Genomic DNA, 18,075 nt, shown 5'->3' with positions numbered 1-18,075 from the left:
GTGCCGTGACGCGGGGGGCCACCGGCGTCACGGCACGTACGGAGGGTCGTCCAGACGCGCCGCGACGACGAGACCGGACGACGGGTCCGTCGAGGCCCGGTGCATCCTGGTCTGCCGTTCCAGCTCACGGGCGAGTCGGCAGACCCCGTCCGGACGGCTGGACGGCCGGGGCCCGGGGCCGACCCCGACGCACAGGGCTCCCGGACGCAGCAGCCGCACGAGGCGGTTCAGGCCGGCGAGTCCGCCGGAGCGGCGGGCCACGACGGCGAGGTCGAAGCGCGGCCCCTGGTACGTGCGCAGCCACCGATCGGCGTCGCCGTGCACGAACCGCACCCGGGGATCGTCACCGAGGTGCCGCCGCGCCACCTCCTGGAGGCCGGATTCGGTCTCCAGACTCACGAGCCGGGCGGCCGGGTCCATGCCGTCGAGCAGCCAGGCGGTACCGGCACCCACCCCCGTGCCCAGCTCCACGAGGAACCCGCCCCTCTTCGAGGCGGCGAGCGTGGAGAGGAGCGCTCCGGTCCGGTGGTCGCAGGACGGGATGGGTCCCAGGCCCCCGGCCTCGGCGAGGATGCCTTCGAGCCGGGCGGGAAGGCGGCGGGAGCGGTCGTCCGGTGCGGTCACCGCGTGAACTCCGCCCAGACGACCTTTCCCATGGGCCGGTCGTCGACGCCCCATGCCGTGGCGAGGGCGTCCACGATGAACAGCCCCCGGCCCCGGACGCGTTCTTCCGAAGGGCTGCGCCGCTGGGGACGGCGGCGGGTGGGGTCGTGCACCTCGATCCGTACCGCTCCGGGCTCCGCGACGACCACCACGAGGACGGAGTCGCCGGGTTCCGTGCCGTACCGGACGGTGTTGGTGACCAGTTCGCACGCGACGAGCCGGATGTCGTTCACCTGGTCGGGGGTGAGGCCGGGGACCTTGTCGTTGACGAGGTCCCGGACGTAGTCACGTGCCGCTCCGACGGAAGCCGGAGAGGCGACGAACCTCTTCTGAGGGGAAGGTCCTTCCGGTGCCGGGTGAGGAAGCACTCGTAACCCTTCCGGCTGCATGGTGACCACGCGAATCCCTCCGATCCGTGCGCTTCTCGGCACGTGGCTTCGCCACGGCGGCATGAGCGCAACGCAGTTGGTAAATCCATGCTGCTCGTTCACATCTCAGGCTGCAAGAGAAATCACTCGTTCGTAGAAATTTGCACACCTGAGTGTGGTCGGTGCCGGCGAGGGGTTTGACGGATGACAGGTGGCGACGCCGCACGGCAGACTGACTGGGCAACAGGTGGGCAGGGAGGGGACAGAGTGAGTGCGCCTACGGTGCGCCGGCGCAGGCTCGGCGCGACGCTGCGCGCTCTGCGTGGTGGCCGGACCCTCGAAGAAGTGGCCACGGCCTCCGGCGGTGTCTTCACCGTCTCCCGGATCAGCCGGTTCGAGAACGCCAAGAACGCGGCGAAGGCGAAGGACGTCGACGCGCTCCTCGACGTACTCGCGGAGCTGGGCGCCGAGGTGAGCGACGAACTGCGCAAGGCGTTGATCACCCTGACCAGGGAGGGGGCGCAGCGCGGCTGGTGGCACTCGTACCGGGGCGTTCTCACGCCCGTCTACGAGGACTTGATCAGCCTGGAGGCCGACGCCACCTCGATCGCCACCTGGCAGCTCGGAGTGATTCCCGGACTGCTCCAGACGTCGGAGTACGCGCGCGAGATCATCCGGGCGACCGCCATGTCGGACGCGGTCGAGGCCAAGGTCGACGCGTTGGTGGAGGTCCGTCTCGCGCGGCAGTCCATCCTCACGCGGGAGCGCCCGCTCACGTTGTGGGCCATCGTCGCGGAGAGCGCGCTGCGCACGCGGACGGCCGATCCGTCGATCATGCGGGACCAGTTGGGGCGGCTGCTGTTCCTCGGGGAGCGCCCGAACGTGAACATCCAGGTCCTCCGTTCCGACGCTCCGCCGCATGTGGGTCAGATGAGCAGCTTCTCGATCCTCGGGTTCGGGGACCATCCTGACCTCGACGTCGTCCACACCGAGTCGCTGACGGCCGCCCTGTACGTTGAGGAACGCGAGCACGTCGCCGTGTATCGGAATGCGATGCAGCTTCTCACCTCTGCCGCCGAATCCGTCGAGCGGTCGGCGGAAATGATCACAGAGATAAGGAACACCCTATGAACCACACCGCCGACGCCTCCACCCTGCCCGTCGTCTGGTGGAAGTCGACGTACTCGGACAGTGGTGCCCAGTGCGTCGAGTGCGGCATCGTCGATGCCGCCGGGCAGGTCGTCGCCGTCCGCGACAGCAAGGTGCCGACCGGCCCCGCCCTGCTGGTGAGCTTCGGGGCGCTCGGCGCCCTGGTCGGCGCGGTGCGGGACGGGCACGTGTAACCGCCCCGGCTCCCCGTCCCGGTGGGACGGAGGGTTCGCCCCGGTACGGCCCCGCGCTCCGGTGCGGGGCCGTACCGGTTCCCGGCCCCGCGCCGGTAGCGGACTTCCGCCCGGCGGCCGGGGCGGGCGACCGCCCTTCAGAAATCATGCATGCGTGCTTGATTGTTCTTCGGGGTACTGACAAGGTCGCCCCAAGTCGCCGCCCCACCCGCGATCCCCGTGTTCACCTACCACCTCTCCAGGGGGACCACCATGGTGTTCCACAGCGCGTACGAGGACGTTCCGGCCGTCTCGCTCCCCATCCACGACGCGGTCCTCGGCCGCGCCGCCGAGTACGGCGACACCCCGGCCCTCGTCGACGGGAGCGGCGACGAGGGCGCGCTCACCCTCACGTACGCCCAGGTCGACGCCTTCCACCGGCGCGTCGCCGCCGGGCTCGCCGAAGCGGGGGTCCGCAAGGGCGACGTGCTCGCCCTGCACAGCCCCAACACCGTCCTCTTCCCCGTCGCCTTCTACGCGGCCACCCGCGCCGGGGCGGCCGTCACCACGGTCCACCCGCTCGCCACCCCCGAGGAGTTCGCCAAGCAGCTCCGCGACTCCTCCGCCCGCTGGATCGTCACCGTCTCGCCCCTGCTCCCCGCCGCCCGCGCGGCGGCCGAACTCGCGGGCGGCGTCCAGGAGATCTTCCTCTGCGACCAGGCGCCGGCGGGGGACGCGGCCCGCTCGCTCCAGGCGTTCCTCGGCTCCTCCGGGCCCGTCCCCGAGGTCGTGATCGACCCCGGGGAGGACATCGCGGCCCTCCCGTACTCCTCCGGCACCACCGGCGCCCCCAAGGGGGTGATGCTCACGCACGCCTCGATCGCCACCAACCTCGCCCAGTTGGAGCCGTTCATCCCGATGGGGCCGGGTGACCGGATCCTTGCCATACTTCCCTTTTTTCACATCTACGGCCTCACGGCGCTGATGAACGCGCCCCTCCGCCAGGGCGCCACCGTCGTCGTCCAGCCCCGCTTCGAACTGGACGCCTTCCTCCGCGCCATCCAGGAACACCGCGTCAACGGCCTGTACGTGGCCCCGCCGATCGTGCTCGCCCTCGCCAAGCACCCGACCGTCGCCGACTACGACCTGTCCTCCCTGGAGTACGTCGTCAGCGCCGCCGCCCCGCTCGACGCCGCCCTCGCCGAGGCGTGCTCGAAGCGGCTCGGGCTGCCGCCGGTCCGCCAGGCGTACGGCATGACCGAGCTGTCCCCCGGCACCCACGTCGTCCCGCTCGACGCCGCGACGCCCCCGCCCGGCACCGTCGGCAGGCTGCTGCCCTCCACCGAGATGCGCATCCTCTCCCTGGACGACCCCGCGCGGGACGCCGCACCCGGTGAGGAGGGCGAGATCGCCATCCGGGGGCCGCAGGTCATGAAGGGCTACCTCGGCCGGCCCGACGCCACCGCCGCCATGATCGACGCCGACGGCTGGGTCCACACCGGGGACGTCGGCCGCGTGGACGAGGACGGCTGGCTCTTCGTCGTGGACCGGGTGAAGGAACTCATCAAGTACAAGGGCTTCCAGGTCGCCCCCGCCGAACTGGAGGCCGTGCTCCTCACCCACGACGGCATCGCCGACGCCGCCGTCATCGGCGTCACCGACGCCGACGGCACCGAGATCCCCAAGGCGTTCGTCGTCCGCCGGCCCTCCGCGCCCGGCCTCACCGCCGAGGAGGTCGTCGCACACGTCGCCGCGCGCGTCTCCCCGTACAAGAAGGTCCGCGCCGTGGAGTTCATCGAGACCGTCCCCCGGGCAGCGTCCGGGAAGATCCTCCGAAGGGAACTGAGGGACCGCACATGACCACACGCGTGACCACGACCGGGGAACGGGGCATCACCACCCTCACCCTGGACTCGCCCGCCACCCGCAACGCCCTCTCCGCGCCCCTCGTCGCCGAACTCTCCGACGCGCTCGCCGCCTGCGGCAAGGACCCGGCCGTACGGGCCGTCGTCCTCGCCCACTCCGGCACCACCTTCAGCGCGGGCGCGGACCTGAAGGCGCCCCCCAGCCCGTACGACTTCGTCGCCCTGCTCCGGCAGATCGTGGAGCTGCCGAAGCCCGTCGTCGGCCACGTCACCGGCCACGCGCGCGCGGGCGGCCTCGGCCTGCTCGGCGCCTGTGACGTGGTGGTGGCGGGGAAGGACGCGGACTTCGCCCTCACGGAGGTGCGGATCGGGGTCGCGCCCGCCGTCGTCTCCCTCACCCTCCTCCCGAAGCTGGAACCGCGCGCGGCGGCCCGGTACTACCTGACGGGGGAGCGGTTCGGCGTCCCCGAGGCGGTCGCCATGGGCCTGGTGACGGCGGGGGACGACGCCCTCGACGGCATCCTCGACGCCCTGCGCGCGGCCTCCCCGCAGGGCCTGCGCGAGTCGAAACTGCTGGTCACCGCTAGAGTCCTGGAGACCTTCGAACGCGACGCGGAGGACCTGGTGCGCAGGTCGGCCACGCTCTTCGTCTCCGCCGAGGCGCGCGAAGGGATGACGGCCTTCCTCGAACGACGGGACCCTCCATGGCGGCTCTGACCGCGCCCAAGCAGGACAGGAGCCGCGCCACCCGGCAGCGGCTCCTGGAAGCCGCCGTGTCCTGCCTGGCCGAGCACGGCTGGGCGGGTTCGACGGTCTCGGTCGTCGCGGAACGGGCGGGCGTCTCCCGGGGCGCCGCCCAGCACCACTTCCCCACCCGCGAGGACCTCTTCACGGCCGCCGTCGAGTACGTCGCCGAGGAACGCTCCCACGCCCTGCGGGCGCTCCCCGCCGGCGACCGGGGCGCGGCCGTCGCCGCCCTCGTCGACCTCTACACCGGCCCCCTCTTCCGCGCGGCCCTCCACCTCTGGGTCGCCGCCACCGGCGAGGACCAGCTCCGCGCCCGCGTCACCGAGCTGGAGGCCCGCGTCGGCCGCGAGGCGCACCGCATCGCCGTCGAGGTGCTGGACGCCGACGAGTCGGTCCCCGGCGTCCGCGAGACCGTCCAGGGCCTCCTGGACATGGCCCGGGGCCTGGGCCTCGCCACCCTCCTCACGGACGACCGCGCCCGCCGGGAACGGGTGGTCGCCCAGTGGGCGCGGCTGCTGGACGAGGCGCTGGGCGGCTGAGACCGCCGCCCGGGGGGACGGACTCCCGGCCCTCCGGCCCTCCGGCCCTTCGGCTTTCCGGCCCCCGGCCCCCCGGAATCAGACCCCCGGCCCCCGGCCTTCCGGCTCCCCGGAATCAGACCCCCGGCCCCCGGCCTTCCGGCTCCCCGGGATCAGACTCCCCGGACCAGTCCCCCGGATCAGATCCCCGGGATCTCCCGGGCGCGGAAGGCGGCCCGCACGGCGTCCGCCGCGCCCTTCCCGTACATCCGCTCCGCCGTCGCGACCGTCGTCCGCGCCGCCGCCTCGAAGCTGGTGTCGGGCGCGAAGCCGAACTGCGCGTTCACGATGATCCGGTCGGCGGTGCGGGCGCCGAGCGCCCGCCGGACGTCGAAGAGGGCCCGGGACCAGATCTCCCCGTCGGCGTGGACCTCCCCCTCCCGGTCCGCGTACGTCTTCGTGCCGTCGAGGCGGCGCAGGCAGTGCGGCGCCTCGCTGTACCCGGTGGAGTCCCAGTCGCCGACGCACGCCGGGTCGGCCTTCATCGGCCAGCCGTACTTCTGGATCGCGTGCGTGCCGACGGCCACGGCCAGGTAGTCGCCGAACGCCTCGCCGATGGCGCCGGACTCCGGGGTGGAGCCGAAGCCGGGGACCTGCGCGTGGTGCACGGCGTGGCCGTACTCGTGGACGACGACCTCGGCGTCCTCGGCGTCGTCCACCCCGCCCTTGCCGAAGCGGATCTCGGCCTTCTTGTCGGTGAAGAAGGAGTTGTCGGCGCCCCACTGGTTGAGCCGGACCGGCTGCACGCGGTCGTTGGCCCCGGGCAGCTCGGTGCCGAAGCCGAGGCCCTGGAGGTACTCCTGAGCCTCGTTGATCCAGAAGTACGCCATGACCTGCTCGAACCGGTCGTCGGAGCGGTCGTACGAGGCGGCGCCGGCGGCCTTCGCGGGCGCGCCGGTCTCGGACCGCACGCTCACCCACTTCCCGGACAGGGCGCCGCTCGCGTCGAGGTTGCGGAGGGGCGCGAGGGCGTACGCGGAGGCGGGGACGGCGTCCGCCGCGTCCTTGCGGTCGGTGAGGGCCTGGTCGCCGGTGGACTGGACGGGGTTCACCATGAAGACGCGCGCCTGGGGCGGGGTGGCGGCGGTGGCACCGGTGGTGGGCAGCAGGGCTGCGGCGGCCAGGGCGGCGGCGACGGCGGCCGCCGGTCCGCGGGGCGTGCGGCGGTTCATGGACATCCTCCTGCGGGGGACTGCTGCGACGGGACGTTCGTCATGCACTCGACATGCGAGGCGGTGATCCTCGCGCACCGTCCGCCGTCCTGAACAGATCTCCGCGCCCCCGTTCCGCTGTGACGCGGACCACACGCGACGGCCGCCCGTCGCAGTACCCTGTCCCCATGCCTCCGCTCGTACGCCGCCGCCACGTGGACTTCGTCCGCGTCACGAGCATGAGCTGTCGGCGCTCCGCCTGACCTTCCGGGGTACCGCTCCACGCCCCGGGGTCCCGCCACCGAGCCCCCAGCAGACCGGCACCCGAGGCCCCCGCCCCACCCCCGGCGGTCGGCCCGGGCACCCGTAGACCCCGCGGACACCTCATGAACAGCTCGTCCTCCTCGCAGCTCCCTGTCGTGGACCTCTCCGCCGCCGACCGCGGCCCGCAGGCCCGGAGGCTGCTCCACGCCCAACTCCACTCCGCCGCCCACGACGTGGGCTTCTTCCAGCTCGTCGGGCACGGCGTGACCGAGGCCGAGACGCGGGCCCTCACCTCTGCCGTACGCGCCTTCTTCGCGCTGCCCGAGGCCGACCGGCTCGCCCTCGACATCACCGGCTCGCCGCACTTCCGCGGCTACACCCGCGTCGGCGACGAACGCACCCGGGGCGCCCGCGACCAGCGCGAGCAGCTCGACATCGGTGCCGAGCGCCCCGCGCGCGTCCCCGCCCCCTGGGAAGCCCCGTACTGGTGGCTGGAGGGCCCCAACCAGTGGCCCGGGGCCCTGCCGGAGCTGCGCACCGCCGCCCTGCGCTGGATCGACCGCCTCGGCGGCGTCGCCGAGCGCCTGCTCCACGAACTGCTCGCCTCCATCGGCGCGCCCCCGGACTTCTACGACGACGCCTTCGGCCCGGACGCCCACCCGCAGCTGAAGCTGGTGCGCTACCCGGGCGGCGGCGACGAGGGCGACGGCCAGGGCGTCGGCGCCCACAAGGACTACGGCTTCCTCACCCTGCTGCTCCAGGACCGGGTGGGCGGCCTCCAGGTCCAGCGCGAGGACGGGGAGTTCCACGACGTGCCGCCGCTGCCCGGCGCCTTCGTCGTCAACCTGGGCGAGCTGCTCGAAGTGGCCACCAACGGCTACCTGATCGCCACCAACCACCGCGTGGTCTCGCCGCCCGGGGCGACCGAACGGTTCTCCGTGCCGTTCTTCCACAACCCGCGCCTCGACGCCCGGATCGCCCCGCTGGACTTCCCGTACGCCTCCACCGCCCCCGGCGTCACGACCGACCCGGCGAACCCGCTGTTCGCCGAATACGGACAAAATGTGCTGAAGGGGAAGCTCCGCGCCCACCCGACGGTGGCGGCCCGCCACCACGCGGAGCTCCTGTCGCGCTCCGGAGGTCAGCCGGTGATGTCGGCGTAACCCTCGATGTCGCGCGGGTCCCGCCGGCCGGGACCCGTGTAGCGGGCCGAGGGACGGACCAGGCGGCCGGTGCGCTTCTGCTCCAGGATGTGCGCCGACCAGCCCGCCGTACGGGCACAGCTGAACATCGACGTGAACATGTGCGCCGGGACCTCCGCGAAGTCCAGCACGATGGCCGCCCAGAACTCGACGTTCGTCGCGAGGACGCGGTCCGGACGCCGGTTGTGCAGCTCCTCCAGGGCGGCCTTCTCCAGGGCCTCCGCGACCTCGAAGCGCGGCGCGGCCAGCTCCTTCGCGGTACGGCGGAGCACGCGCGCGCGGGGGTCCTCGGCGCGGTAGACGCGGTGGCCGAAGCCCATCAGGCGCTCGCCCTTGTCGAGGGCCCGCTTGACGTACGCCGTGGCGTCGCCCGTCCGCTCGATCTCCTCGATCATGCCGAGGACGCGGGAGGGCGCGCCGCCGTGCAGCGGGCCGGACATGGCGCCGACCGCGCCGGAGAGCGCGGCGGCCACGTCGGCGCCGGTGGAGGCGATGACGCGGGCGGTGAACGTGGAGGCGTTCATGCCGTGCTCGGCGGCCGAGGTCCAGTACGCGTCGACGGCCTTGACGTGCTTCGGGTCGGGCTCGCCGCGCCAGCGGATCATGAACCGCTCCACGATCGACTGCGCCTTGTCGATCTCGCTCTGCGGGACCATGGGCAGGCCCTGGCCGCGCGCGGACTGCGCGACGTACGAGAGGGCCATGACGGCGGCGCGGGCGAGGTCGTCGCGGGCCTGCTCGGGCGAGATGTCGAGGAGTGGTTTGAGGCCCCAGACGGGGGCGAGCATGGCGAGCGCGGACTGCACGTCGACGCGGATGTCGCCGGAGTGGACCGGGATCGGGAACGGCTCGGCGGCGGGCAGGCCGGGGTTGAAGGCGCCGTCGACGAGCAGCCCCCACACGTTGCCGAACGAGACGTGGCCGACGAGGTCCTCGATGTCGACGCCTCGGTAGCGGAGCGCGCCGCCCTCCTTGTCGGGTTCGGCGATCTCCGTCTCGAACGCGACGACTCCCTCGAGCCCGGGTACGAAGTCGGACATCAGGCGGCTCCTCAATCGATGATCGATCAACCGAGTTGGTCGATGGTGGAAATCAACAGTCATCCAGCCGAAGAGTCTGTCCGGTTCCCATGATGCGGGGAAGCGTGACGTCCGGCACACTCCACCGATCCGCCGGGAGAGGATTGGAACCCTCCCGAGCGGGGCAGACTGGGCCACTGACGCAGAATGGGCCCGTGACCGACGCCGTGCCCGATCCCGCGACCGTGACTCCCGATTCCGTGACCGTGCCCCCCGACCTCGCGTCCGACGCCCCGGACCCCGCGACCGGGACGCCCGATCCCGATCCCCGTTCCGCGACCGGCCCCGCCTCCGCGACCGGCGTTCCGGACCCCGCCGCCATGCGCGAGCAGTACCGCACCGTGGAGCTTTCCGCGGCCGACCTCGCGCCCGGCCCGGTCGAGCAGTTCGCCCGCTGGTTCAAGGAGGCCGTGGAGAGCCCGGCGGTCCACGAGCCGAACGCGATGGTCGTCTCCACCGCGACCCCCGACGGCCGCCCGTCCTCCCGGACGGTCCTGCTGAAGCACTACGACGGGTCCGGCTTCGTCTTCTTCACCAACTACGACTCCCGCAAGGGCCGGGAGCTGGCCGCCAACCCGTACGTCTCGCTGCTCTTCCCCTGGCACCCGATGGCCCGCCAGGTCGTCGTCACGGGCCGCGCGGTCCGTGTTGGGCGCGACGAGACGGCCGCGTACTTCCGCACCCGCCCGCACGGCTCGCAACTCGGCGCCTGGGCCAGCCCCCAGTCCTCGGTGATCGGCTCCCGCGCCGAACTGCTCGCCCGCTACGAGGAACTGGCCGCCCGCCACCCCGAGGGCGAACGGGTCCCGGTCCCGCCGCACTGGGGCGGCGTCAGGGTCGTCCCCGACACGGTCGAGTTCTGGCAGGGCCACGAGAACCGCCTCCACGACCGCCTGCGCTACGTCCGCGAGGACGACGGCACATGGCGGGTGGAGCGCCTGGCCCCGTAGGGGAGACGCGCTGGGGCTCGGAGGTCTGGTGGGGGTCCCCCCCGTAAGGGGCCGGAGCCCCCGTAAGGGCCCGGAGACGCGGACGACCCGTGAGCCTTGGTCCCGTCCGCCTAGGTTCGGACAGGAGCCGGCCGGACTGACCGGCGACTCACGGGTCGGGTGACTGCGTTGGTGTGCGGCAGGGAGCCTGCCGGGGTGCACAGAGTGCGACGGCAGGCGTCAGCCCGCAGTCACCTCACAGGTCCGAAAAGAAATCATGTTTTCGGATCACCTCCTTTCGCGTGTACCCCCACCGTAGGCACCGTCCCGGCCCTCTTCAAGCGATTTATTCGCGCCCGCCGGGAGTCCGCGCGGCTCTCCCGTCCGTTTCCGAGGGGGCACTTCGGCCGAAGCCGGTGTGTTCCGCGTCACGTTCCAGTTGAATGGTCACAAGAGGGGAGAGTGCCGGGTGAGTGCTTTCACGGGGTCCGCGAGCGGCACCGCTTCCGTCTCCGGGGCCGGGGCCGATCTGCTGGCCGCGCTGCTCGACGGGATGGACGCGGCGCTCTGCGCCTTCGACGCCGACGGGACGGTCACCCACTGGAACCGGGAGGCCGAGCGGATGCTCGGCTGGTCCGCCGGGGAGGCGGTCGGGCGGCACGGGTTCGGGGGGTGGGCGGCGCGCAGCGCGGACGCCGCGGAGACCCTCGGGCGCCTGATGGACACCATGAAGGGGACCGGGCGGCAGGTCCACGAGTTCGTCCTGCTCCGCAAGGACGGCGGGCGGGTGCTGGTGCGCAGCCAGGCGGCCGGGGTGCGCGGTGCGGACGGCGCGCCCGCCGGGGTGTACTGCGCGTTCAGCGAGGTCCACGTCCAGCTCGACCTGGAGCGCTCGGTCGCCCTGAGCGAGGCCCTGTTCGACGACGCCTCCTGGGGGGTCGTCCTGGTCGACGCCGATCTGCGCCCCGCCCTGGTCAACGCCCACGCGGCCCGTGCCTTCGGGGCCGGGCGCACGACCCTGCTCGGGCGCCCGCTGGGCGAGGTCGTCGCGCACGGGGCCGAGGAGCTGGAGGCCGCGTTCCAGCACGTCCTGGCCGAGGGCGCGGCGCCCGCGTCCGCCGGGACGTGCGAGGTGTGGGTGACGCTGCGGACGCCCTCGGGGGAGCGGCGGCGGTGCTGGCGCAGCGGTTTCCTGCCCCTGTCCTCGCCGATGGCCGAGGCGGGGGCGGCGGCGCCGCTGGGCGTGGCCTGGCTGTTCCAGGACGTGACGGAGGAGCGGCTCGCCACGCGGGAGGCGGACCGGCTGCGGTTCCGGTGGAGCCAGCTGCACCGGGCGGGCGCGGCGGCGGCCGAGTGCGAGGACCCGGCGGAGGCGGCGGCGGTCCTGCTCGAATTCGCCCTGGCCGGGTTCGCGGACCACGCCCTGGTCGACCGGGTGCTGGGCGACCGGCGCCTGACCCGGGCCCTGGCCGTCCCGGCCACCGCTCCGGGGCCCGCTTCCCCGCCCGTGGGCGGCGGCATTCCGCTGCGGTACGGGCCGAGGCACCCGGCGTTCCAGGCGTGGGACCGCACGGGCGCGGTCCGGACGAGCGCCGGCCGTACCGCCGAGGTGTGGGCGGAGGCCCACCAGTGGCCGGGCGACGCGGCCCACGCCCTCTGCGTGGTCCTGCGTTCCCGGGGCCGGACCCTGGGCGTCCTCACCTTCCTGCGCGCCGCCTGCCGGCCGGCCTTCGAGCGGGAGGACGTGGTCTTCGCGGAGTCGGTGGCGACGGGGGTGGCGTCGGCCCTGGACCTACGGGACACGGTCTGAGGACGGGGCGGCGCCGGCCGGATCGGCGGCGGTCCGCACCCCTCCCGGCGTTCTCCGAGCGGGCGCGGAACGGCGGTCCGCCGGGCGGCGCGGACGGTCTCGAAGCCCGGAAAACGAGCCGGTCCTGACGGGGACTCGAAGGTAGGGTGTGGACCTTTCCCGAGACTCCGTGGGGGGATTCCATGAAAAGACTACGCATGGCCGGGGCTTTCATAGCCTGGCTCGCCGTGATGCTCACCGTGCTTCCGCTGACGGCACCTCAGGCCCGGGCCGAGACGGTGGAACCGGCGGCGCCGAAGGTGAAGGCGGTGACCTACAACCTCTGCGGCAGCGGGGGGACGGACGGGTGCGCCGTGACGGCACAGGCGAACAAACTTCGCTACGACAAGATCGACGATGAGACCTCGGCCACCGGCTGGAATGCCGACTACGTCTTCCTCGTCGAGGTCTGCGCGTACCAGTACGAGGCCATGAAGGCGAGGCTGGAGCCGAAAGGCTTCGTGGGGCAGTATGTCTCTACGCTGAAAAGCACCAAAAATATTTGCATGGACCCGGGGGACCCGTCCAGCGAACACAACCGCAATTACGGCATGGCCGTATTCGCGCGCGCTGATGCCGGTACGCCCTCGTTCGGCTACGATCTGGTGCTCGACGAGGCCAAGGATCTGCCGCCTACTTCTGATGGCTCCCCGCAGGAAAAAATCATCGCTCCCTGCCTGAAGACGACCCTCCGGGGGAGGACCACCTGGGCGTGTTCGGTCCACCTGTTCTGGTCGGGCTCGGACTCTCCGATCGTGGTGAAGGAAGCGGAGAAGCTGGCCGCTCAGGCCCGTTGGTGGGAGGACGTCACCGGAGTCCCCGTCATCCTGGGCGGAGACTTCAATGCCTATCCCTGGACTCTTGCGCAGGACCATTTCTATGAGCCGACCGTCGTCGGCGGTTCCGAAAAAACCAATCCGCGCGGCAGGTTCATCGAGGCCGACGAGACCGACCAGACGTACTTCTGGGGCGTCCCGGGTCTCAACAACTGCCCCGCCGGCGCCCTGCGTTGCAGGCGAGGTGCCACCACCTTCCTGGACAAGGTGGAAAAGGGGGTGAACAAGGGGAAGCTCGATTTCATCTTCTTCGGCTCCCAGTTCTTCCAGAACCCGTACGGCGAAGTGCTTCCCGACTTCCCGGACCTGGCGCCCGGCAAGTGGGTCTCCGACCACCTTCCGTACCGAGGCTCCGCGGAGTGGTCCTGTGGTCCCGCCGACGTGACCGACAGGTCCGTCCTGCGGCGTGACGCCAACGGGGGCCTGTACCGGCACGCACTCCAGGTCGACGGTGCCGACGTCACCCTCGGCAAGCAGTGCCGGGTCGGCAGCGGATGGAACCCGCTGACCGTCGCACGCCAGGGAACGGAACTCCTCGCGGCCGACACCGGCGGGCAGCTGTGGCACTACACGACCGGTCCCGACGACGGGGCCTACTCCGCGGCGACCAAGGACACCACGCCGAGGGGGACGGGCCTCACCGGCCTGAACGCCCTCGTCTCGGCCGGCGACTTCGACAACAGCGACGGCCAGGCGGTGCCCGACCTGATCGGCCGTGACACCGCCGGCAAGCTGTGGCTCTACACGGGCTACCTGCCGGAGGGCTCCTCCTCCCCGTCCTACCACCCGGGGAAGGAGATCGGCAGCAGCTGGAACGTCTACAGGACCCTGGTCGCGCCCGGCGACTTCACCGGCGACGGGAAGCCCGACCTGCTGGGCGTCGACGACGCGGGAGACCTCTACCTCTACGCCGGCGACGGCAGGGGCGGCTACTCCCCCCGCCTGGACATCGGGGACAAGTGGAACGTCTATACGGCCCTCGCCACTCCCGGTGACCTCAACGGCGACGGGAAGGCCGATCTGATCGGCCGCGACGCGGCGGGAACCCTCTGGTACTACCAGGGCACCGGAGCCGCTCCCTGGTACGGCGCACGTCGGCAGGTCGGCGGCGGCAGCCTCCCGGCCGGGGAGTTCTTCTCCTGAGACCGGGTGGCACCGGGCCGTGGCCGGGTGGCTGACCGAAGCCGCCCGGCCGTCCCGGCGGAGCCGTCCGGGCCTCCTCGTGACCGTTCACCGGCAGGACGCCGACGTGTCCGGCCGGTGAGGAGCCCGGGCGGCCCCGTCTTCGCGGTGCCGCTCCGGTTCGTCGGGGGCCGACCGTCCGTACCCGGCCTCCGACGCCGTGCGGGACGGGCCGGGACGGGTCGCCGCGGGCTCACGGGGAAGGGGCCCCTCATGAAGCCGAACAGTGAAGGATTCCGTGGGGGCGTGCGGGGCGTGCGGGGCGAGCGGCTGCGGCGGTACGGCGTGACCGCGGCGGCCGTGGCGGCGGCGGCCGTCGCCGGTGCCGTCGCCGTCGATCCGGACACCGCCTGGTACCGGGCGCTGCGCAAGCCCGCGTGGCAGCCGCCGCCGTGGACGTTCGGGGCGGTGTGGACGCCGCTGTACGCCTCCCTCGCGGTCGCCGGCGGGCACGCGCTGGGCCGGACGCGCGGACGCGAGCGGCGGCGGCTCGCCACGGGTCTGGGGGCGAACCTGGTCCTGAACGCCGGCTGGAACTGGTTGTTCTTCCGCCTGCGCAGCCCACGGGCCGCGCTGGCCGGGACGGCCCTGCTGGACCTCTCCAACGCCGATCTGATCCGCCGTACCGCCCGCGCCGACCCGGGGGCCGCCCGCGCCCTGGCGCCGTACGCCGCCTGGTGCGCCTTCGCCACCGCGCTCAACGCGTCCCTCGTCCGCCGCAACCCGTGACGGCGCCGGGCCCCGGGCGGGCGGACCGCCCCGGCGGGCCCCGGTGCCGGAGGCGGGGCCGGTCAGTGCCGGAGGGGGGTCCGACCGGCGTCGGAGGCGGGGCCGGTCAGTGCCGGTAGAAGATCCGGTCCCCGTACTCCGTCATCACGCGCCCGTTCCACTCGTGGCCCCCGTCCACGTTCCCGGAGCGCAGCAGCGGCGGCTCGACGCCGCGCCGGACCAGCTCCTCGGCGGCGGCGGCCATCGTGGCCTGCATCAGGGCGCTGGTGACGACGGTGGACGCGGGCGCGAAGGGGGCTTCGATGCCGTCGTGGGTCAGCTCCGCGTCCCCGACCGCGATCCGGGAGTCGAGGACGACGTCGCAGTGGTCCTTGAGGTACGACCCCGACACGTGGCGGGACTTCGTCTCCGTCGCGTACGCCACCGACGTGACGCCGATGACGGTGAGGCCGAGCGCGCGGGCGTTCATCGCCATCTCGACGGGCAGCGCGTTGCGCCCGGAGAGGGAGATGATGATCAGGACGTCCCCGGGCCCGACGGGGGAGGAGTCGAGGACGGCGCCCGCGAGGCCGTCGACCCGCTCCAGGGCGGAGCCCAGCGTGGCCGGCATGACGTCCACGCCGACGGTGCCCGGTACGGCGAGCAGGTTCATGAGCGCCAGGCCGCCGGCCCGGTAGACGACGTCCTGCGCGGCGAGGGAGGAGTGGCCCGCGCCGAACGCGAAGAGCCGGTTGCCGTTCGCGACGGCCTCCGCGATCGCGGCCCCGGCGGCGGCGATCTCGGCGGAGTCCCCGTCGCGCACCTCCTGGAGCAGGCCGATCGCGGCGTCGAAGAACTGTCCGGCCAGCTTGCTCTCGTCCATCGCGGCGGCTCCTTCTCGTCGTGGTCGCCGATCACGGTGCGGTCTGGACCATTGGTCTGTCAATACCGCCGTACCCGGCGCGGTCCGGTTGTCGGCCCGATGCGTCAGAATTGGGGCAGGGCCAGCGCACGACTCATCGAGAGGCACGTATGTCCGGACTGATCGACACAACGGAGATGTATCTCCGCACCATCCTCGAGCTGGAGGAGGAAGGTGTGGTCCCCATGCGTGCCCGGATCGCCGAGCGGCTCGACCAGAGCGGCCCCACGGTGAGCCAGACGGTGGCCAGGATGGAGCGCGACGGCCTGGTGGCCGTGGCGAGCGACCGCCATCTGGAGCTGACGGACGAGGGCCGCCGCCTCGCCACCCGCGTCATGCGCAAGCACCGGCTCGCGGAGTGCCTGCTCGTGGACGTGATCGGCCTGGAGTGGGAGCAGGTCCACGCCGAGGCGTGCCGCTGGGAGCACGTCATGAGCGAGGCCGTGGAGCGGCGGGTCCTGGAGCTGCTGCGGCACCCGACCGAGTCCCCGTACGGGAACCCGATCCCGGGCCTGGAGGAGCTGGGGGAGAAGGCGGAGGCGGAGGCGTTCCTGGACGACTCCATGGTGTCCCTCGCGGACCTGGACGCGAGCGGGGGCAAGACGGTGGTCGTGCGCCGGATCGGCGAGCCGATCCAGACGGACGCCCAGCTGATGTACACGCTGCGGCGGGCGGGCGTGCAGCCCGGTTCCGTGGTCTCGGTGACCGAGTCCCCGGGCGGTGTCCTGGTGGGCAGCAGCGGCGAGGCCGCCGAGCTGGGCGCGGAGGTCGCGGCGCACGTGTTCGTCGCGAAGCGCTGAGGCCGCGGCGAGCGGCGAGCGGCACGGAGCCGCGTGAGGGGCGTCCCGCCGACCGGCGGGGCGCCCCTCTTCCCGGTTTCGGGGGCAACGGCCCTCGTGCGTCCCGGTTTACGTCGGAATGGCCCCGCGCGTGCCTTTGCCGTGCCACGCTGGCCGGGGAGCCGGAGAGCCGGGGAGCCGGGGAGCCGGGGAGCCGGGGAGCGGGAGAGGGGTGGGGTCGTGCGACGGACGCGTTCCGCGTCGCGGACACCGGCCGCTCCGGCGGGCGGGCGGGGCCGGACGACAGAAGACCCCGGCGCCTTCCGGCGCCGGGGTCCGTCCTCCCCGGTGTCGACCTGGAGCCCCGAGCTCTCAAGGTCGTTCCCGTCGGACCGTTTTTCCCCGAGCGGTCCGCCTCCCGCTCAAGATCTCCCCTCGGCGGCGGGCGTCAACCCTTGAGGGCTGTCACTCGAACGAGGGGTGTTGCGTGGCAGAAGAGTGTTTTCGAATGCGAGTTCGATATCGTGGTGGGGTTCGACGGAAAGAGGGGGTGCCGGAGACATGGCGCGACGACTCGACGTCACCGGGGCCGACGGCGTCCGGCTGACGGCCTGGGACCACACGCCCGGACCCGCGGACCGGGCCGGCAAGCGGAAGCGGAAGCAGGGCCGGAGCCGGAGCCAGGAGGACGCCCCCGCCTCCGCTCCCGCCGTGCTCCTCCTCCACGGCCTGATGGGCCACGCGGCCCACTGGGCGGGCGCCGCGAGCCGTCTCACCGGCGGGCACCGGGTGGTCGCCCTCGACCAGCGCGGGCACGGTGCCGGCGAGAAGCCCGCCGACGGCCCCTTCACGCGCGAGGCGTACGTGGCGGACGCGGCCGCCGTGGTCGAGCGGCTGGGCCTCGGCCCCGTCGCCCTGGTCGGGCACTCCATGGGCGCCCTGACGGCCTGGCAGCTCGCCGCCGACCGCCCGGACCTCGTCCGCGCCCTCGTCATCTGCGACATGCGGGCCTCCGCGCTCGGGGCGGCCTCGCAGCGGGCCTGGCAGGACTGGTTCCGGAGCTGGCCCGTGCCCTTCCCGTCCCTGGACGCCGTGCGCCGCTGGTTCGGCGAGGAGGACCCCTGGGTGGAGACCCCGAACCCGGCCCGGGGCGCCTTCTTCGCCGAGGTGATGGCCGAGCACGCGGACGGCTGGCGCCCGGTCTTCGACCCGGAGCAGATGCTGGCCTCCCGCGCGACCTGGGTGTACGACGCCCACTGGGACTCGCTCGCCCGGGTCCGCTGCCCGACCCTCGTCGTCCGGGGCCTGGACGGCGAACTGGGCCGCGCCGAGGCCCAGGAGATGGTCCGGGTCCTCCCGCACGGGCAGTACGCGGAGGTCCCCGACGCCGGCCACCTCCTCCACTACGAGCACCCGGACGCGTGGCGCGAGGCCGTGGAACCGTTCCTGAACGGGGTCCTGACCCCGTAGCCCCGTACCGCACGGCCCGGGGCGCCGCCCCCGTCCGCGAGGCCGCCGGGTTCGTCCCCGACTCGGTCCGGGCGGCATCGCCGGGGTGCCGCCTCGCTGTTACTCGCCCCGGGCGATCCGCATGCGGTCGAACAGAGAGGGGAATAGCCCAGGTGCGTATG

17 protein-coding genes are annotated in these 18,075 nt (G+C 73.0%); 12 read left to right on the top strand and 5 right to left on the bottom strand.

What is annotated here, in order from left to right; translation table 11 throughout:
* Window positions 1-27 precede the first annotated feature (27 nt).
* On the bottom strand, window positions 28-624 hold the full coding sequence (locus ACZ6AQ_RS04965) for an O-methyltransferase (protein WP_468757541.1): 597 nt from the start codon (window positions 622-624) through the stop codon (window positions 28-30).
* Window positions 621-1,031 (bottom strand): ATP-binding protein, encoded by a 411-nt coding sequence (locus tag ACZ6AQ_RS04960; RefSeq protein WP_468757539.1) that lies wholly within the window; start codon window positions 1,029-1,031, stop codon window positions 621-623. The genes ACZ6AQ_RS04965 and ACZ6AQ_RS04960 overlap by 4 nt, the downstream gene beginning before the upstream one ends.
* Before the next feature lie 267 nt (window positions 1,032-1,298).
* Between ACZ6AQ_RS04960 and ACZ6AQ_RS04955 the strand changes: the two genes are divergently transcribed.
* From ACZ6AQ_RS04955 to ACZ6AQ_RS04935, 5 genes are all read left to right on the top strand, one after another.
* A complete protein-coding gene (locus ACZ6AQ_RS04955) occupies window positions 1,299-2,162 on the top strand; it encodes a helix-turn-helix domain-containing protein (protein WP_468757537.1) in 864 nt (287 codons plus the stop codon).
* A complete protein-coding gene (locus ACZ6AQ_RS04950) occupies window positions 2,159-2,374 on the top strand; it encodes a DUF397 domain-containing protein (protein ID WP_468757535.1) in 216 nt (71 codons plus the stop codon). The genes ACZ6AQ_RS04955 and ACZ6AQ_RS04950 overlap by 4 nt, the downstream gene beginning before the upstream one ends.
* Before the next feature lie 252 nt (window positions 2,375-2,626).
* Window positions 2,627-4,213, top strand: coding sequence for an AMP-binding protein (locus ACZ6AQ_RS04945; RefSeq protein WP_468757533.1), 1,587 nt, complete (start codon window positions 2,627-2,629; stop codon window positions 4,211-4,213).
* A complete protein-coding gene (locus ACZ6AQ_RS04940; RefSeq protein ID WP_468757532.1) occupies window positions 4,210-4,935 on the top strand; it encodes an enoyl-CoA hydratase family protein in 726 nt (241 codons plus the stop codon). Before ACZ6AQ_RS04945 ends, ACZ6AQ_RS04940 begins: the two co-directional genes overlap by 4 nt.
* Window positions 4,923-5,504, top strand: coding sequence for a TetR/AcrR family transcriptional regulator (locus ACZ6AQ_RS04935; protein ID WP_388688402.1), 582 nt, complete (start codon window positions 4,923-4,925; stop codon window positions 5,502-5,504). Before ACZ6AQ_RS04940 ends, ACZ6AQ_RS04935 begins: the two co-directional genes overlap by 13 nt.
* A gap of 179 nt (window positions 5,505-5,683) precedes the next feature.
* On the opposite strand, the gene ACZ6AQ_RS04930 is transcribed toward ACZ6AQ_RS04935, so the two are convergent.
* Complete coding sequence (locus ACZ6AQ_RS04930; protein WP_468757530.1) at window positions 5,684-6,715, bottom strand: M4 family metallopeptidase; 1,032 nt, start codon at window positions 6,713-6,715, stop codon at window positions 5,684-5,686.
* A 365-nt stretch (window positions 6,716-7,080) separates the two neighbouring features.
* Here ACZ6AQ_RS04930 and ACZ6AQ_RS04925 point away from each other — a divergent pair, with 365 nt between their 5' ends.
* Window positions 7,081-8,121: an isopenicillin N synthase family dioxygenase gene (locus ACZ6AQ_RS04925; RefSeq protein WP_468757528.1), complete on the top strand. Its 1,041-nt coding sequence runs from the start codon at window positions 7,081-7,083 to the stop codon at window positions 8,119-8,121.
* Here the strand turns inward: ACZ6AQ_RS04925 and ACZ6AQ_RS04920 are convergent.
* Window positions 8,100-9,200 carry a citrate synthase 2 gene (locus ACZ6AQ_RS04920; protein WP_468757526.1) on the bottom strand — a complete coding sequence of 367 codons (1,101 nt, stop codon included), beginning with the start codon at window positions 9,198-9,200 and terminating at the stop codon, window positions 8,100-8,102. The genes ACZ6AQ_RS04925 and ACZ6AQ_RS04920 overlap by 22 nt on opposite strands.
* A 359-nt stretch (window positions 9,201-9,559) precedes the next feature.
* Here ACZ6AQ_RS04920 and pdxH point away from each other — a divergent pair, with 359 nt between their 5' ends.
* The 4 genes from pdxH to ACZ6AQ_RS04900 all read left to right on the top strand — a co-directional run bounded on the left by pdxH (window position 9,560) and on the right by ACZ6AQ_RS04900 (window position 14,764).
* Window positions 9,560-10,189 carry a pyridoxamine 5'-phosphate oxidase gene (gene pdxH, locus ACZ6AQ_RS04915; protein ID WP_468757849.1) on the top strand — a complete coding sequence of 210 codons (630 nt, stop codon included), beginning with the start codon at window positions 9,560-9,562 and terminating at the stop codon, window positions 10,187-10,189.
* A 448-nt stretch (window positions 10,190-10,637) separates the two neighbouring features.
* The gene (locus ACZ6AQ_RS04910) at window positions 10,638-11,978 is read left to right on the top strand and encodes a PAS domain-containing protein (RefSeq protein ID WP_468757524.1); all 1,341 of its coding nucleotides are present in this window, start codon (window positions 10,638-10,640) and stop codon (window positions 11,976-11,978) included.
* 197 nt (window positions 11,979-12,175) lie between these two features.
* A complete protein-coding gene (locus ACZ6AQ_RS04905) occupies window positions 12,176-13,996 on the top strand; it encodes an FG-GAP-like repeat-containing protein (protein WP_468757522.1) in 1,821 nt (606 codons plus the stop codon).
* 252 nt (window positions 13,997-14,248) lie between these two features.
* Complete coding sequence (locus ACZ6AQ_RS04900; RefSeq protein ID WP_468757520.1) at window positions 14,249-14,764, top strand: TspO/MBR family protein; 516 nt, start codon at window positions 14,249-14,251, stop codon at window positions 14,762-14,764.
* Window positions 14,765-14,870: 106 nt separating this feature from the next.
* On the opposite strand, the gene ACZ6AQ_RS04895 is transcribed toward ACZ6AQ_RS04900, so the two are convergent.
* On the bottom strand, window positions 14,871-15,626 hold the full coding sequence (locus ACZ6AQ_RS04895; protein WP_468757518.1) for an SIS domain-containing protein: 756 nt from the start codon (window positions 15,624-15,626) through the stop codon (window positions 14,871-14,873).
* Window positions 15,627-15,775: 149 nt separating this feature from the next.
* On the opposite strand from ACZ6AQ_RS04895, the gene ACZ6AQ_RS04890 reads away from it, so the two are divergent.
* Both ACZ6AQ_RS04890 and ACZ6AQ_RS04885 read left to right on the top strand, forming a co-directional pair.
* The gene (locus tag ACZ6AQ_RS04890; RefSeq protein WP_388688382.1) at window positions 15,776-16,465 is read left to right on the top strand and encodes a metal-dependent transcriptional regulator; all 690 of its coding nucleotides are present in this window, start codon (window positions 15,776-15,778) and stop codon (window positions 16,463-16,465) included.
* Between the two features lie 540 nt (window positions 16,466-17,005).
* Window positions 17,006-17,914: an alpha/beta fold hydrolase gene (locus ACZ6AQ_RS04885; RefSeq protein WP_468757516.1), complete on the top strand. Its 909-nt coding sequence runs from the start codon at window positions 17,006-17,008 to the stop codon at window positions 17,912-17,914.
* The last annotated feature ends 161 nt before the right edge of the window (window positions 17,915-18,075 follow it).

Source organism: Streptomyces sp. NPDC041191 (genome assembly GCF_055591945.1).
This window is presented reverse-complemented; position numbering and strand designations above follow the sequence as displayed.

Excerpts from the sequence above, each read along its gene's own strand:
- ACZ6AQ_RS04885 (WP_468757516.1), top strand. The coding sequence starts at position 17,006 with ATGGCGCGACGACTCGACGTCACCGGGGCCGACGGCGTCCGGCTGACG.
- ACZ6AQ_RS04940 (WP_468757532.1), top strand. The coding sequence starts at position 4,210 with ATGACCACACGCGTGACCACGACCGGGGAACGGGGCATCACCACCCTC.
- ACZ6AQ_RS04935 (WP_388688402.1), top strand. The coding sequence starts at position 4,923 with ATGGCGGCTCTGACCGCGCCCAAGCAGGACAGGAGCCGCGCCACCCGG.
- ACZ6AQ_RS04900 (WP_468757520.1), top strand. The coding sequence starts at position 14,249 with ATGAAGCCGAACAGTGAAGGATTCCGTGGGGGCGTGCGGGGCGTGCGG.
- ACZ6AQ_RS04920 (WP_468757526.1), bottom strand. The coding sequence starts at position 9,200 with ATGTCCGACTTCGTACCCGGGCTCGAGGGAGTCGTCGCGTTCGAGACG.
- ACZ6AQ_RS04950 (WP_468757535.1), top strand. The coding sequence starts at position 2,159 with ATGAACCACACCGCCGACGCCTCCACCCTGCCCGTCGTCTGGTGGAAG.
- pdxH (WP_468757849.1), top strand. The coding sequence starts at position 9,560 with ATGCGCGAGCAGTACCGCACCGTGGAGCTTTCCGCGGCCGACCTCGCG.
- ACZ6AQ_RS04905 (WP_468757522.1), top strand. The coding sequence starts at position 12,176 with ATGGCCGGGGCTTTCATAGCCTGGCTCGCCGTGATGCTCACCGTGCTT.
- ACZ6AQ_RS04895 (WP_468757518.1), bottom strand. The coding sequence starts at position 15,626 with ATGGACGAGAGCAAGCTGGCCGGACAGTTCTTCGACGCCGCGATCGGC.
- ACZ6AQ_RS04925 (WP_468757528.1), top strand. The coding sequence starts at position 7,081 with ATGAACAGCTCGTCCTCCTCGCAGCTCCCTGTCGTGGACCTCTCCGCC.
- ACZ6AQ_RS04890 (WP_388688382.1), top strand. The coding sequence starts at position 15,776 with ATGTCCGGACTGATCGACACAACGGAGATGTATCTCCGCACCATCCTC.
- ACZ6AQ_RS04930 (WP_468757530.1), bottom strand. The coding sequence starts at position 6,715 with ATGAACCGCCGCACGCCCCGCGGACCGGCGGCCGCCGTCGCCGCCGCC.
- ACZ6AQ_RS04945 (WP_468757533.1), top strand. The coding sequence starts at position 2,627 with ATGGTGTTCCACAGCGCGTACGAGGACGTTCCGGCCGTCTCGCTCCCC.